Here is a 15,580-nt window from a genome sequence, read left to right on the forward strand (position 1 = left end):
CAGGAGAACCCCGCTGACCCGGCGGCGTGTTTGCCGTTGTTCCGTGTCAGTGGTGGCGCATTATAGGGAGTTATTCCGGCCTGACAAGAGGAAATTTAAAATAATTTTCTGACCGCGCATTTTTTATTCTTTATGCTTATTTCAGCGTCGGTTTGTCGGTTAAATGGGCGATTTCTCGGGCGAAATTCGCCACCTGCTCCCAATCGGTATAGACAACTTCTTTGCGCGTATCCGTTTCACCGCCTGACATCTTCATAATCAGCTTGATCATAAAACGGTCGTACCAGCGATAACGTGGGTAACGCAGCGCCCCGGCAATGACCGCGCAGCGATCGGGACGCCATTGCGAGTTCATCAGAAACTTGCGCGCGTAGCTGTTGGTCTGTGGAGTACGCTTCTCCGGTTTGCGCGCCACCAGATTCACGGAGTAAAAGGCGCTCGGCATCGAATTCAGCCGCGTCGCATGTTTTTTGACAAATTCCTGGAACGCTGAATGGTAGTGACCATAGCGAATAGAAGCACCAATGACCACACGGTCATAGTTTTCCCACTGTGGTTCTTCAATGCGGTGCACATTGGCGACATCCGCCTGGATCCCCAGTTCTTTCAGTTCCGAAGCCAGGTAGGAGGCAATCTCGCGCGTTTGTCCGTCCCTTGTTGAGAAAAGAATTAATGTTTTCACGTATTACTCCATCATTCACGCCAGAAAGTCGGGGTAAAGAGCACCAGCAATGTAAAGACCTCGAGACGACCAAACAGCATGTTGGCAATCAGGATCCATTTAGCCACCGGGTTCATACTGGTAAAGTTATCAGCAACCACGCCAAGCCCTGGCCCCAGGTTATTCAATGTCGCAACAACCGACGCAAAGGCAGAAAAGTCATCCACGCCCGTGGCGATAATCGCCAGCATACTGACAATAAACACCAATGCATAGGCGGAGAAAAATCCCCAAACGGCTTCGAGGATACGTTCCGGCAGTGCGCGATTCCCCAGCTTAATGCTATAGACGGCGTTCGGATGCACCAGTCGTTTCAGCTCACGGTTCCCCTGCTTAAACAGCAGCAGGATGCGGATCACCTTCAGGCCACCGCCCGTTGACCCGGCGCAACCGCCGATAAAGGCTGAACATAAAAGCAGTACCGGCAAAAAGAGCGGCCAGCGGGCAATGCTGTCAGTTGTAAACCCGGCGGTTGTCGCCATCGACACCACCTGGAAAAACGCCTGGTTAATTGTCATCAGCGCCGAACTGTAGACATTATGAAACCACAGTACGAGGGTACAAATAACCACCAGCGTAAACTGTACGCCGATAAACATGCGAAATTCCGGATCGCGCCAATAAACCTTCAGACTACGCCCACTTAACAGTGAAAAGTGCAGACCGTAGTTACAGCCGGAGATCAGCAGGAAGATAGCAATGATAGTGTTAATAGTCGGGCTATCGAAATAACCGATACTGGCATCATGTGTCGAGAAGCCGCCAATAGCGATAGTCGCAAAGCTATGGCCGATGGCATCAAAGGCATCCATTCCGGCAAACCACAACGCCAGCGCACAGGCGACGGTCAGCAAGACATAAATCAACCACAGGGTTTTCGCCGTTTCCGCAATTCGCGGGCGCATTTTGTTATCTTTCAGCGGGCCGGGCATTTCTGCGCGATAGAGCTGCATCCCACCCACGCCGAGGATAGGCAGTATCGCAACCGCCAACACGATGATCCCCATCCCGCCAAACCATTGCAGCATCTGGCGATAAAAGAGGATGGCGTGAGGGAGCGAATCCAGCCCCACCAGCGTAGTGGCTCCCGTAGTGGTCAGGCCAGAGAAAGATTCAAAAAACGCATCGGTAATCGTGAGGTTCGGGCTTTCCGAGAAGATAAAAGGGAGCGCACCGACGCTACCCAGCACGGTCCAGAACAGCACCACTATCAGAAACCCCTCACGGGATTTAAGTTCGCCTTTCTCTTTGCGGTTCGGCCACCACAGCATAGAGCCAATGGCGAGGGCGACAAAAAAGGTCTGGGTAAAAGCGCGGCCCGCTCCATCCCGGTAGATGAGTGCTACCAGCCCAGGGATAATCATGGTCCCTGAAAATAAGATGACCAGTAGTCCAACGATTCGGGTAATGGCGCGAAAATGCATCTCTGCCGCTTCCTTAGTTCTGCAAAACGAAGTGGGGATTATTCTTCAATCGCTAACAATTGCAATGAACCACGGCTAAAATCCGCCAGCTTTGCGGAAAATTCAGCCACTTTCGCCGCCGGAAGCGCCACCCGCAGCAGAACGAATGCCTGATAATCACTGTTGATAATTTTGCCGTCACACTGCCCCAGCAACGCTTCAATGCCGGTTAACTGATGATATTCACATTGCAAAGTATATTCGGTTAATGGCGTCTTGCGTTGGGTCGTTAGCTGGCGCAGCGCCTGATTCACGCCGCCGCCATACGCTTTCACTAACCCACCGGTGCCAAGCAATATGCCGCCGTAGTAGCGCACTACCACAGCGGTAATTTCCCCGACGCCGCTGCCCATTAGCTGGGCGAGCATCGGTTTACCTGCCGTTCCCGCCGGCTCCCCGTCGTCAGAGAAACCCAGCTGTTGAGAATCATCCGGCGCACCCGCGACCCACGCCACGCAATGGTGCCGGGCATCGGGGTGTTCTGCCCGCACCGATTCAACAAACGCTTTCGCCGCCTCAACGCCATCGGTATGCGCCAACATCGTTATGAAGTGGCTCTTTTTGATCTCTTCAACGACCGTGACCGGTGCCGCAGGAATTAACCAGCTTTCCATCACGCCAGTTTCAGATCCCGGGTCATGTTTTCCACGTTGTTTTCGTGGATCACCACGTTGTCTTCGATACGAATGCCGCCGAACGGTTTCAGTGCTTCAATTTTCTGCCAGTTGAAGTGCTTGCTGAACTGCCCTTCACGCCACGGTGCCAGTAGCGATTCGATGAAGTAGATACCCGGTTCGATGGTTAACACCATGCCCGGCTGGAGAATACGGGTGCAGCGCAGGTACGGATATTTTGCCGGTGCCGCGAGGTGCGTACCGCTATCATCCTGCATAAAACCAGCGACGTCATGCACCTGCAGGCCCAGCGGATGGCCGATACCATGCGGCATAAACGGCCCGGTAAGATCGTTTTCGACCATCGCTTCTTCACTCATATCGGTGATGATTTGATGTTTACGCAGCAGTTTGGCGATGCGCTGATGGAACTGGATGTGGTAATCCACATAGCTGACGCCTGCTTTCATGGTGGCGATCAGCGCCAGTTGTTCATCATTAACGTCCTTCACCAGCTGCGCGTAGTCGTTGTCACTTTTTGCCGACCAGGTACGGGTCAGGTCAGCCGCATAGCCGTTATATTCTGCCCCGGCATCCAGCAGGAAGCTGCGCATCTCTTCCGGTGCCTGATGGTCCAGTTTGGTGTAATGCAGTACCGCAGCGTGTTCGTTAAGCGCCACAATGTTGCTGTAAGGTACGTCGGTATCACGATGACCGGTCGCGGTCAGATAGGCAATGTTGATATCGAACTCGCTCATGCCAGAACGGAACGCTTCTTCTGCCGCGCGGTGACCGTTGACCGCCATTTTCTGCGCTTCACGCATACAGGCCAGTTCGTACTCAGTTTTGAAGGAGCGATAGTAATGCAGGTAGTCGATAACCCCTTTCGGGTTGATGTTGCTGACCTCAATACCCAGTTGCAGCGCACGTTCCGGCACCGGACCGATATAACCGATATTGCCGCGCGCAGCAGGCAGCAGGCTACCAATGCCATCGGCTTTCGGCAGCGCGATCACTTCCACATCTTCAGTCCAGAAAGAGGTCGGCAGCGGTTCGACGTTGTGCCAGTAATCAACCGGCAGATAGAACCACAGTTTCGGCTTGTTCACGCCATCCACCAGCAACCAGCAGTTTGGCACCTGAGTTACCGGCACCCACGCTTTGAATTGCGGGTTCACTTTAAACGGATAGGGATGATCGTCGAGAAAAACATTGAACAGCTCGCCGGAGTGAATAAGTAACGCATCCAGCTTGAAGCGCGCCAGCGCATCGCGAGTCCGTTCTTGTAAGGTAGCTATATGATTTTTATAGAGCGAGGCCAGTGATTCCATTTTTTACCCTTCTGTTTTTTTGACCTTAAGTCTCCGCATCTTAGCACATCGTTCATCCAGAGCGTGATTTCTGCCGAGCGTGATCAGATCGGCATTTCTTTAATCTTTTGTTTGCATATTTTTAACACAAAATACACACTTCGACTCATCTGGTACGACCAGATCACCTTGCGGATTCAGGAGACTGACATGCTTTACAAAGGCGACACCCTGTACCTTGACTGGCTGGAAGATGGCATTGCCGAACTGGTATTTGATGCCCCAGGTTCAGTTAATAAACTCGACACTGCGACCGTCGCCAGCCTCGGCGAGGCCATCGGCGTGCTGGAACAGCAATCAGATCTAAAAGGGCTGCTGCTGCGTTCGAACAAAGCAGCCTTTATCGTCGGTGCTGATATCACCGAATTTTTGTCCCTGTTCCTCGTTCCTGAAGAACAGTTAAGTCAGTGGCTGCACTTTGCCAATAGCGTGTTTAATCGCCTGGAAGATCTGCCGGTGCCGACCATTGCTGCCGTCAATGGCTATGCGCTGGGCGGTGGCTGCGAATGCGTGCTGGCGACCGATTATCGTCTGGCGACGCCGGATCTGCGCATCGGTCTGCCGGAAACCAAACTGGGCATCATGCCTGGCTTTGGCGGTTCTGTACGTATGCCACGTATGCTGGGCGCTGACAGTGCGCTGGAAATCATTGCCGCCGGTAAAGATGTCGGCGCGGATCAGGCGCTGAAAATCGGTCTGGTGGATGGCGTAGTCAAAGCAGAAAAACTGGTTGAAGGCGCAAAGGCGGTTTTACGCCAGGCCATTAACGGCGACCTCGACTGGAAAGCAAAACGTCAGCCGAAGCTGGAACCACTAAAACTGAGCAAGATTGAAGCCACCATGAGCTTCACCATCGCTAAAGGGATGGTCGCACAAACAGCGGGGAAACATTATCCGGCCCCCATCACCGCAGTAAAAACCATTGAAGCTGCGGCCCGTTTTGGTCGTGAAGAAGCCTTAAACCTGGAAAACAAAAGTTTTGTCCCGCTGGCGCATACCAACGAAGCCCGCGCACTGGTCGGCATTTTCCTTAACGATCAATATGTAAAAGGCAAAGCGAAGAAACTCACCAAAGACGTTGAAACCCCGAAACAGGCCGCGGTGCTGGGTGCAGGCATTATGGGCGGCGGCATCGCTTACCAGTCTGCGTGGAAAGGCGTGCCGGTTGTCATGAAAGATATCAACGACAAGTCGTTAACCCTCGGCATGACCGAAGCCGCGAAACTGCTGAACAAGCAGCTTGAGCGCGGCAAGATCGATGGTCTGAAACTGGCTGGCGTGATCTCCACAATCCACCCAACGCTCGACTACGCCGGGTTTGACCGCGTGGATGTTGTGGTAGAAGCGGTTGTTGAAAACCCGAAAGTGAAAAAAGCCGTACTGGCAGAAACCGAACAAAAAGTACGCCAGGATACCGTGCTGGCGTCTAACACTTCAACCATTCCTATCAGCGAACTGGCCAACGCGCTGGAACGCCCGGAAAACTTCTGCGGGATGCACTTCTTTAACCCGGTCCACCGAATGCCGTTGGTAGAAATTATTCGCGGCGAGAAAAGCTCCGACGAAACCATCGCGAAAGTTGTCGCCTGGGCGAGCAAGATGGGCAAGACGCCGATTGTGGTTAACGACTGCCCCGGCTTCTTTGTTAACCGCGTGCTGTTCCCGTATTTCGCCGGTTTCAGCCAGCTGCTGCGCGACGGCGCGGATTTCCGCAAGATCGACAAAGTGATGGAAAAACAGTTTGGCTGGCCGATGGGGCCGGCATATCTGCTGGACGTTGTGGGGATTGATACCGCGCATCACGCTCAGGCGGTGATGGCAGCAGGCTTCCCGCAGCGGATGCAGAAAGATTACCGCGATGCCATCGATGCGCTGTTTGATGCCAACCGTTTTGGTCAGAAGAACGGCCTCGGTTTCTGGCGTTATAAAGAAGACAGTAAAGGCAAGCCGAAGAAAGAAGAAGACGCCGTCGTTGACGACCTGCTGGCAGAGGTCAGCCACGCGAAGCGCGATTTCAGCGAAGAAGAGATTATCGCCCGCATGATGATCCCGATGGTCAACGAAGTGGTGCGCTGTCTGGAAGAAGGCATTATCGCCACTCCAGCAGAAGCGGATATGGCGCTGGTCTACGGACTGGGGTTCCCTCCGTTCCACGGCGGCGCGTTCCGCTGGCTGGACACCCTCGGTAGCGCAAAATACCTCGATATGGCACAACAATATCAGCACCTCGGCCCGATGTATGAAGTGCCGGAAGGTCTGCGTAATAAAGCGCGTCATAACGAACCGTACTATCCCCCGGTTGAGCCAGCCCGTCCGGTTGGCGACCTGAAAACGGCTTAAGGAGTCACAATGGAACAGGTTGTCATTGTCGATGCAATTCGCACCCCGATGGGCCGTTCGAAGGGCGGTGCTTTTCGTCACGTGCGTGCAGAAGATCTCTCCGCTCATTTAATGCGTAGCCTGCTGGCGCGTAACCCGGCGCTGGAAGCGGCTGCCCTCGACGATATTTACTGGGGCTGTGTACAGCAGACGCTGGAGCAAGGTTTTAATATCGCCCGTAACGCGGCGCTGTTGGCAGAAGTACCACACTCTGTCCCGGCGGTGACCGTCAATCGCCTGTGTGGTTCATCCATGCAAGCATTACATGACGCAGCGCGAATGATCATGACCGGCGATGCGCAGGCATGTCTGGTTGGCGGCGTGGAGCATATGGGCCATGTGCCGATGAGTCACGGCGTCGATTTTCACCCCGGCCTGAGCCGCAATGTCGCCAAAGCGGCGGGCATGATGGGCTTAACGGCAGAAATGCTGGCGCGTATGCACGGTATCACCCGTGAAATGCAGGATGCCTTTGCCGCGCGGTCACACGCCCGCGCCTGGGCCGCCACGCAGTCGGGTGCATTTAAAAATGAAATTATCCCGACCGGTGGTCACGATGCCGACGGCGTCCTGAAGCAGTTTAATTACGACGAAGTGATTCGCCCGGAAACCACCGTGGAAGCCCTCGCCACGCTGCGCCCGGCGTTTGATCCAGTAAACGGTATGGTAACGGCGGGCACATCTTCTGCACTTTCCGATGGCGCAGCTGCCATGCTGGTGATGAGTGAAAGCCGCGCCCATGAATTAGGTCTTAAGCCGCGCGCTCGTGTGCGTTCGATGGCGGTCGTTGGTTGTGACCCATCGATTATGGGTTACGGCCCGGTTCCGGCCTCGAAACTGGCGCTGAAAAAAGCGGGGCTTTCTGCCAGCGATATCGGCGTGTTTGAAATGAACGAAGCCTTTGCCGCGCAGATCCTGCCATGTATTAAAGATCTGGGACTAATTGAGCAGATTGACGAGAAGATCAACCTCAACGGTGGCGCGATCGCGCTGGGTCATCCGCTGGGTTGTTCCGGTGCGCGTATCAGCACCACGCTGCTGAATCTGATGGAACGCAAAGACGTTCAGTTTGGTCTGGCGACGATGTGTATCGGTCTGGGTCAGGGTATTGCGACGGTGTTTGAGCGGGTTTAACCACTTGCCGGATGCGGCGTGAACGCCTTATCCGGTCTACCGATCCGGCACCAATGTAGGCCTGATAAGACGCGCCAGCGTCGCATCAGGCATCATGCACCAATTGCCGGATGCGGCGTAAACGCCTTATCCGGCCTACGGTTCGGACTATTTGTAGGCACGATAAGACGCGACAGCGTCGCATCGGGCATGGTTTGCCAGATACGTCATAGATCTAAATGCCACTGAATAAAGTTTTAGTTGCCGTTCTTCCCGCCTGTCAGGGGCGGGTTTTTTTATATCTCAGATAAATGCAAACGCATCGCCAAACAGGCGATCTTCCCGCGCATTACGCTCACTGCAAAACAGGTCACGGGCAATTTTCGCCATCTCAAAACGTCCGGCAATATAGATATCATGCTCTGCCAGCGTACCATGATCCTGCAATACCGCCGTTAACACGGTACCAGTACGCCCACGCCAGCCTGCTTCCGGTTGTTCAACCACCGGCACCACTTGCAGACCAGGGTGCTTTAACGAAAGCGCCTCAAGCTCGCAGAGATCATACAGATGCTGCTCTTCACGCCCGCCCCAGTAAATGGTGATATCACGGTTTGGGTTACGCGCCAACGCTGTCAGCAAAATCGAGCGGGCATAAGAGAACCCGGTGCCGCCCGCAATCAAAATCATCGGACGCTCTTCATCATCGCGCAGCCACGCTTCTCCGTGGGGAATATCGACCACGATTTGATGATCTTTGAGGATGCGGTCCATGACTGCTTTCGCGTAAAGGTTGATTTCAGAAGCGCCAATATGCAGCTCGATAAACCCTTTTTCATCCGGCGTCGAGGCCATTGAGAACGGACGTTTGTCGCGCTCATCCATCACTACCATCAAATACTGACCAGCACGAAAAGAAAAGGCCGCGTCTGGCACGATGCGGACACGATATACGGTATCCGTGATAGCTTCTACCGAGGTCACTTTACAGCTTAAGGTTGTCATGCGCTTTCTCTGTCGGATCGATAAATAGGGCAAAACAAACGCGCATCAGGCGCTTTTACCGTTGTTAAAAATAGCCAGTTCATCCCAGATGGCGTCAATATGCGCGACAACATCTGGATCTTTTTTGATGGGACGTCCCCATTCACGCTGGGTTTCCCCCGGCCATTTATTCGTGGCATCCAGCCCCATTTTTGAACCCAGCCCGGAGACAGGCGAGGCAAAATCCAGATAATCAATAGGCGTATTTTCTACCAGAACAGTATCCCGCGCCGGGTCCATACGGGTGGTAATCGCCCAAATCACATCGTTCCAGTCGCGTGCGTTGACGTCATCATCGCAAACGATCACAAATTTAGTGTACATAAACTGGCGTAAGAACGACCAGACGCCCATCATGACGCGCTTCGCGTGTCCGGCGTACTGTTTTTTGATCGTCACTACCGCCAGACGATAAGAACAGCCTTCCGGCGGCAGGTAAAAATCGACAATTTCCGGGAACTGTTTTTGCAGAATCGGTACAAACACTTCGTTCAACGCCACGCCCAGTACCGCGGGCTCATCTGGCGGACGCCCGGTATAGGTGGAATGGTAAATCGCATCTTCACGCTGGGTAATATGCGTCACGGTAAACACCGGGAAACTATCGACTTCATTATAGTAACCTGTGTGGTCACCATACGGCCCTTCCGGCGCCATCTCACCAGGATCGATATACCCTTCCAGGACGATTTCGGCACTGGCTGGCACTTCGAGGTCATTGGAAATACACTTTACTACTTCGGTTTTGGTGCCGCGTAGCAATCCGGCAAACGCATACTCTGAAAGCGTATCCGGAACGGGGGTGACTGCACCGAGAATCGTGGCAGGATCGGCACCCAGCGCCACAGAAACCGGGAAACGTTCGCCCGGATGCGCCGCACACCACTCCTGATAATCCAGCGCGCCGCCGCGATGCGACAGCCAGCGCATAATCAGTTTGTTTTTACCAATCAGCTGCTGGCGATAAATGCCCAGATTCTGCCGCTCTTTATGTGGGCCGCGCGTCACTGTCAGCCCCCAGGTAATCAGCGGCGCGGCATCTTCCGGCCAGCAGGTCATAATGGGAATGCGATTGAGATCGACGTCATCGCCAGAGACGATTTTTTGTTGGCAGGGCGCACCACGCAGCCGCTTTGTCGGCATGTTCAATACTTGCTTAAACTGCGGCAGTTTATCAAACAGGTCGCGGAAACCTTTTGGCGGCTCCGGCTCTTTCAGAAACGCCAATAATTTACCAACTTCACGCAGCGCCGAAACATCTTCCTGCCCCATGCCCATCGCCACGCGCTTTGGCGTACCGAACAGGTTGCACAGCACCGGCATTGAGTAGCCTTTAGGGTTTTCGAACAACAGCGCAGGCCCACCGGCACGCAAAGTGCGGTCAGCAATTTCAGTGATTTCCAGATGCGGATCCACCGGGAGCGTGATACGTTTTAGCTCACCCTGCTGTTCAAGCAGCGTCAAGAAGTCGCGTAAATCGTTATATTTCATGGCGTCCATTGTAGCCTCTTAATCTGCGCCCATTATACGGCGTTCATCTTTGCGATGCTGTAAATTTGTTAAATTAGCGTGAACTCTGACGGTATAACGCAAACCGGGGAATATAATTAACTTAGCGTAAAGCTTTTGCTATCCTTGCGCCCCGATTAAACGGATAAGAGTCATTATGCAATCCTGGTATTTACTGTACTGCAAGCGCGGGCAACTTCAACGTGCCCAGGAACACCTCGAAAGACAGGCTGTGAATTGCCTGGCACCGATGATCACCCTGGAAAAAATCGTGCGTGGAAAACGTACTGCAGTCAGTGAGCCATTGTTTCCCAACTACCTGTTTGTCGAATTTGATCCAGAAGTGATTCATACCACGACTATCAACGCGACCCGCGGTGTCAGTCACTTCGTGCGCTTTGGCGCGTCGCCAGCGATAGTCCCATCGGCGGTGATTCATCAGCTATCGGTATATAAACCGAAAGACATTGTCGATCCGGCAACCCCTTATCCGGGAGATAAGGTGATTATTACCGAAGGCGCGTTCGAAGGCTTTCAGGCCATTTTCACCGAACCCGATGGTGAGGCTCGCTCCATGCTATTGCTTAATCTTATTAATAAAGAGATTAAGCACAGTGTGAAGAACACCGAGTTCCGCAAACTCTAAAACGCAATCCCAAACAGTGTTTTGACATTAGCATCCGTGGTGGCAGCCAGCCATGCGGCATCTTCTCCACGCCAGTGCGCAATACGTTGCAAAATATGGGGCAGATGGGCTGGCTCGTTGCGCCGGGATGATGGCTTTGGCGTGAGATCGCGAGGGAGCAGATACGGCGCATCAGTTTCGATCAGTAATTTTTCCGCCGGAATCAACGGCAAAAGTTCCCGCAGCTCCAGTCCGCGTCGTTCATCGCAAACCCAACCGGTAATGCCGATATAAATTCCATGCGCCACGCACGCCTGCATCTCTTCGCGTGTGCCGGTAAAGCAATGAAGAACCGCACCAGGCAGTTTATCCAGCCACGGCTCCAGCAATGTCATAAACCGCTCGTGGGCATCGCGACAGTGCATAAATACCGGCATGTTTAAATCTGCGGCAATGCGTAGCTGGGCAACAAAAGCGCGTTCCTGCTCTTCCGGCGTCGAAAAGTTGCGGTTAAAGTCGAGACCACATTCACCAATCGCCACCACTTCTGGCTGCGCGGCCAGCTCAATAATCGCTTCTTCAGTCGCAGCTTGCCACTGGCTGCTGTCGTGAGGATGTACGCCCGCCGTTGACCAACAGGACGAATACTGACGCGCCAGCTTTTGCGCCTGCTGGCTTTCACGCAGGTTAGTGCCGGTGATGAGTAGCCCATTAACTCCCGCGTCAAAAGCGCGCGCTACAACATCATCACGGTCTTTCGCAAATTGCGAACTGGTCAAATTAACGCCGATATCAAACATCCTGTACTCCATATGACAACCGCCCTGACGGGCGGTTGAATTTATTCTTCAGTTTTTTCGCTTTCTGCTTCAGCGTCGTTTTCCTCTTCCCGATTTCGCCCTTTACCAACGTAAAAGCGTGAGAAGAAGACACCGATTTCAAACAGACAGTACATCGGGATCGCCAACAGCGTTTGCGAGAAGACATCCGGCGGCGTCAGCAACATCCCGACAACGAATGCACCAACCAGCACATACGGGCGTTTTTTGCGTAAGTCTTCTGGCGAGGTAATCCCCATCCAGCACAGCAGCACAATTGCCACCGGCACTTCAAAGGAGACACCAAACGCCATAAACAGCGCCATAACGAAGCTTAAATAGCTGGCGATGTCGGTGGATACCTGCACCCCTTCCGGCGCGGTATTGGCAAGGAAGCCAAATGCCAGCGGAAAGACCACAAAGTAGGCGAACGCCATGCCGATATAAAACAGCAGAGAGCTGGAAACCAGCAGCGGCACCACCAGGCGACGTTCATGCTTATACAGCGCTGGGGCGATAAATGCCCACACCTGATAGAGAATCACCGGCGCTGACAGAATCAGCGACACCATAAAGGTCAGCTTGATCGGCGTAAAGAACGGCGAGGCCACGTCGGTGGCGATCATCGTTGAACCTTGCGGCAACTGCTTGATCAATGGCGCGGATACCAGGTGATAGATGTCATTGGCGAAATAGACCAGACACAGGAATATCACGATCACCGCGATAATGCAGTTCAGCAGACGCTTACGCAGCTCAATCAGATGCGTGATAAGCGGTTGAGTATCTTCTACAGACATGTTTACGGTTTATCACTCGACGAAGGGGAAGGTGCAGCGGTTTTCGGTTCAGCGTCCGCAGCAGGTTTTACCACCGGCTCTGGCGTGGTTTCTGGCTTCTGTTCCGGCGAACTGGCCTGCGTTTGTGCAGCGGCAGGCGTTACGCCCTCATGCGCAGCTTCATTATCTTTCACCACCGGGTTATGGATGGTGTGCGCTTCATCGCTCGCCTTTTCAGGATCGTTTGCAACGTAGGAACGCTTCATCGACTCCGCGGCCTGGCGTAGTTCATCCATCGACGCTTTCAGTTCGGGTGTCAGGTTAGTGAGGCTCGCCTTTTCAACCTTTTTCAGACTGTCCTGAAACTCCTGGAGTTTTAACTCCTGGGTCAGTTCGTTCTGCACCGTTGTCGCCAGTGAACGCAACGCGCGAATCCAGCCCGCTACCGTTTTTACCGCCACAGGCAGTCGTTGCGGCCCCAGAACGACGAGGCCGATGATGAACACCAATAGCAGTTCGCTAAAACCGATATCAAACACGGATTACACCTGCTCTTTATCGTGGCGCTTCGCGTCTTCTGTTTTAGCCTGTTCCTGATTCGTATCCGCCTGCTTATCGGCGATAGTTTTCGCAGTAAAATCAGCATCCTGACTGGTTTTATCCTGCTTTGGTTCATCATCGCTCATTGCTTTTTTAAAACCTTTGATCGACGCACCAAGATCGGAACCGATGGAGCCGAGCTTTTTGGTGCCAAAAAGCAGTACAACGATGACGGCAATAATCAATAACTGCCAAATACTGATACCACCCATACATGTTCCTCTGTGGTAGATGATGATTAAACAAAGCCGCATTATACGTTACACGGCCCGCCTTGAGCGATGAAAAAATCAGCGTGTTTTGCGCCAACCGACAAACCAGGCGATCAGACCACCTGCCATTAACCAGCCGGGCATCAGCCCCCATTCAGGTCGGCTGACCAACAAGAATGTGCCACTTAATACTAACGTAGCGCCAATTCCGAGAAAATAACGCGATTGTCCCTGACGTACATGATTTGACTGAAGCTCGCGGGCAATCTTATCAACACTGTGCTGTAAATACTTGCCCTGGCGCAAACTGTCGTAAACCAATTCAGGCAGTTCTGGCATTTTTTCGACCCAGAACGGCGCTTTTTCTTTAAATGCTCTCACCAGCGCAGGAATACCGACCTGATCTTTAATCCACGACTCCAGGAAAGGCTTCGCTGTTTTCCATAAATCGAGCTGCGGATAAAGCTGGCGTCCTACCCCTTCGACATAGAGCAGGGTTTTCTGGAGTAACACCAGTTGCGGCTGCACTTCCATATTGAAGCGACGCGCCGTATTAAACAGATTTAACAGTACATGTCCAAACGAAATTTCGGCCAGCGGTTTCTCAAAGATAGGTTCACAGACCGTACGAATGGCAAATTCGAACTCTTCAACGTTGGTATCTGGTGGCACCCAGCCTGAATCGACGTGTAGCTCTGCCACTTTGCGATAGTCGCGATTAAAGAAGGCGATAAAGTTTTCTGCCAGATAGCGTTTATCTTCTTTGTTTAGCGAGCCAACAATCCCGCAATCAATGCCGATATATTTCGGGTTTTCCGGGTGTTCATAGCTTACGAAGATGTTGCCAGGGTGCATATCGGCATGGAAAAAGCTGTCACGGAAAACCTGAGTGAAGAACACCTGCACGCCGCGTTCCGCCAGCAATTTCATGTTAGTGCCGTTTTTCTCCAGCGCCGCAACATCAGACACCGGAATGCCGTAAATGCGCTCCATCACCATCATCCCTTCACTACAATAGTCAGGGTAAACTTCCGGGATGTAGAGCATCGGGCTGTCTTCAAAATTGCGCCGAAGCTGAATGGCATTGGCAGATTCCCGCAGCAAATTCAGTTCATCAATCAAGGTCTTTTCGTACTCGCGCACCACTTCGGTTGGGCGCAGACGGCGACCATCCGGCAGCAAACGCGGCACCCAGCGAGCCAGACGGTAGATAAGTTTCAGATCCGCTTTAATGACCGGCAAAATATCCGGGCGGATGACTTTAATCACCACCTCTTTACCATTCGATTTCAATCGCGCGGTATGAACCTGGGCGATAGAAGCAGAAGCCAGCGGCTTGATTTCAAAATCGTCAAACCACGCTTCTACCGGCAAGCCGCCCATTGCAGCTTCAATCTGCTGCTTCGCCAGCTTGCCATCAAACGGAGCAACTTTGTCCTGCAATAACGCCAGCTGATCGGCAATATGCGGTGGAAAAAGATCGCGGCGGGTTGATAACATTTGCCCGAACTTGATCCAAACCGGCCCCAGTTCTTGCAGGGCCAGTCGTAGTCGCTCACCTAAAAGTTTGTCTTTATGCCGATTTGGCATCCAGAATAATGAGTATCGCCATAGCCGTAGCGGCAGGGTGATACGCATTTTGGGGATCAGTTCATCAAGTCCGTAGCTTAAAAAAGTGCGAATGATGAAATATAGGCGCCGTACTTCACCTGGCGTCATTTAGCCTCCAGTTTTTCCAGCCGTTTGGTCAGGGCATCAACAGCACGCTCGACGGCAGCCGTCTCTTCCGCAAACCAGGCCACTTCAAGCGGACCGGGTGCCATACGCCACTCTTCAGTAATGGCTTCCGCCACATAACGTTGCTGGCGCTTAATGCCGTGATGCAGGAACTTTGCGCCTCCGCGCATGGCTTTGCTGATTCCTTCAGCGGCGATATCACCGGTATAAGGGGCCAGCAGTTCCGCAGGGTCGAACTCTGCCAGATCTGCCAGCGCAACGAAGTTTTGCACCACCTGAATATCGCCCTGCACTTCCAGCTCACCACTGCGAATCAGTGCGGTAAGCTGCTGGCGATCGCGAAGTTTCGGCAACACACTGGCGTAGGCGATAACGGTGCAGTCAGCATCGCCTGCCCATTCGCCCAGTACATCAACCTGGCGTTCGCTGAACACCAGAATCAATGACGTCGAAAAGCCTTTTACCTCCACGCGCAATACTTTACCCAGCAGACGCGAGCGGGCCGTTTTCAGCGCGGGTGAGCGATACAGGAAGGTGTTGAGCAGACTTTCAATTCCTGCCGTCACTAAAGGTTTAAAAGGCATTTCCGGTCTCCT

Annotated in this window: 15 protein-coding genes; 3 read left to right on the forward strand and 12 right to left on the reverse strand. The window is 53.1% G+C overall.

Features of this window, described 5'->3' with window-relative positions; all coding sequences use genetic code 11:
• Positions 1–136: 136 nt before the first annotated feature.
• The 4 genes from hemG to pepQ are packed head-to-tail and all read right to left on the reverse strand — an operon-like array spanning position 137 to position 4,129.
• On the reverse strand, positions 137–682 hold the full coding sequence (hemG, locus tag K0778_RS10955; protein ID WP_000853959.1) for a menaquinone-dependent protoporphyrinogen IX dehydrogenase: 546 nt from the start codon (positions 680–682) through the stop codon (positions 137–139).
• 11 nt (positions 683–693) lie between these two features.
• Positions 694–2,145, reverse strand: coding sequence for a Trk system potassium transporter TrkH (gene trkH / locus K0778_RS10960; protein WP_000545677.1), 1,452 nt, complete (start codon positions 2,143–2,145; stop codon positions 694–696).
• Between the two features lie 38 nt (positions 2,146–2,183).
• Complete coding sequence (locus tag K0778_RS10965; protein ID WP_001618979.1) at positions 2,184–2,798, reverse strand: IMPACT family protein; 615 nt, start codon at positions 2,796–2,798, stop codon at positions 2,184–2,186.
• Complete coding sequence (gene pepQ, locus K0778_RS10970) at positions 2,798–4,129, reverse strand: Xaa-Pro dipeptidase (protein WP_001618978.1); 1,332 nt, start codon at positions 4,127–4,129, stop codon at positions 2,798–2,800. The genes K0778_RS10965 and pepQ overlap by 1 nt, the downstream gene beginning before the upstream one ends.
• 189 nt (positions 4,130–4,318) lie before the next feature.
• On the opposite strand from pepQ, the gene fadB reads away from it, so the two are divergent.
• Together fadB and fadA are read left to right on the forward strand one after the other, a co-directional pair.
• Entirely contained in the window at positions 4,319–6,508 is a 2,190-nt protein-coding gene (gene fadB, locus K0778_RS10975) for a fatty acid oxidation complex subunit alpha FadB (protein WP_000965952.1), read from the forward strand.
• Between the two features lie 9 nt (positions 6,509–6,517).
• Positions 6,518–7,681, forward strand: coding sequence for an acetyl-CoA C-acyltransferase FadA (gene fadA, locus K0778_RS10980; protein ID WP_063084690.1), 1,164 nt, complete (start codon positions 6,518–6,520; stop codon positions 7,679–7,681).
• Positions 7,682–7,963: 282 nt separating this feature from the next.
• Here fadA and fre read toward each other — a convergent pair whose 3' ends face one another.
• Positions 7,964–8,665 carry an NAD(P)H-flavin reductase gene (gene fre / locus K0778_RS10985; RefSeq protein ID WP_000209826.1) on the reverse strand — a complete coding sequence of 234 codons (702 nt, stop codon included), beginning with the start codon at positions 8,663–8,665 and terminating at the stop codon, positions 7,964–7,966.
• A 45-nt stretch (positions 8,666–8,710) separates the two neighbouring features.
• Positions 8,711–10,204 carry a 4-hydroxy-3-polyprenylbenzoate decarboxylase gene (ubiD, locus tag K0778_RS10990; RefSeq protein ID WP_000339796.1) on the reverse strand — a complete coding sequence of 498 codons (1,494 nt, stop codon included), beginning with the start codon at positions 10,202–10,204 and terminating at the stop codon, positions 8,711–8,713.
• A 166-nt stretch (positions 10,205–10,370) separates the two neighbouring features.
• Between ubiD and rfaH the strand changes: the two genes are divergently transcribed.
• The gene (gene rfaH, locus K0778_RS10995) at positions 10,371–10,859 is read left to right on the forward strand and encodes a transcription/translation regulatory transformer protein RfaH (protein WP_001192396.1); all 489 of its coding nucleotides are present in this window, start codon (positions 10,371–10,373) and stop codon (positions 10,857–10,859) included.
• Here the strand turns inward: rfaH and tatD are convergent.
• From tatD to ubiJ, 6 genes are all read right to left on the reverse strand, one after another.
• Entirely contained in the window at positions 10,856–11,638 is a 783-nt protein-coding gene (tatD, locus tag K0778_RS11000) for a 3'-5' ssDNA/RNA exonuclease TatD (protein WP_001301305.1), read from the reverse strand. The genes rfaH and tatD overlap by 4 nt on opposite strands.
• A 41-nt stretch (positions 11,639–11,679) precedes the next feature.
• On the reverse strand, positions 11,680–12,456 hold the full coding sequence (tatC, locus tag K0778_RS11005) for a Sec-independent protein translocase subunit TatC (RefSeq protein WP_000109943.1): 777 nt from the start codon (positions 12,454–12,456) through the stop codon (positions 11,680–11,682).
• Positions 12,457–12,458: 2 nt separating this feature from the next.
• Positions 12,459–12,974: a Sec-independent protein translocase protein TatB gene (tatB, locus tag K0778_RS11010; protein WP_000459594.1), complete on the reverse strand. Its 516-nt coding sequence runs from the start codon at positions 12,972–12,974 to the stop codon at positions 12,459–12,461.
• Positions 12,975–12,977: 3 nt separating this feature from the next.
• A complete protein-coding gene (tatA, locus tag K0778_RS11015) occupies positions 12,978–13,247 on the reverse strand; it encodes a Sec-independent protein translocase subunit TatA (RefSeq protein WP_001295260.1) in 270 nt (89 codons plus the stop codon).
• Between the two features lie 78 nt (positions 13,248–13,325).
• On the reverse strand, positions 13,326–14,966 hold the full coding sequence (ubiB, locus tag K0778_RS11020) for a ubiquinone biosynthesis regulatory protein kinase UbiB (protein WP_000187530.1): 1,641 nt from the start codon (positions 14,964–14,966) through the stop codon (positions 13,326–13,328).
• Entirely contained in the window at positions 14,963–15,568 is a 606-nt protein-coding gene (gene ubiJ / locus K0778_RS11025; protein ID WP_001295259.1) for a ubiquinone biosynthesis protein UbiJ, read from the reverse strand. The genes ubiB and ubiJ overlap by 4 nt, the downstream gene beginning before the upstream one ends.
• Positions 15,569–15,580: the final 12 nt, after the last annotated feature.

Source organism: Escherichia sp. XD33, from assembly GCF_019375075.1.
Lineage (GTDB): Bacteria > Pseudomonadota > Gammaproteobacteria > Enterobacterales > Enterobacteriaceae > Enterobacter > Enterobacter flexneri_A.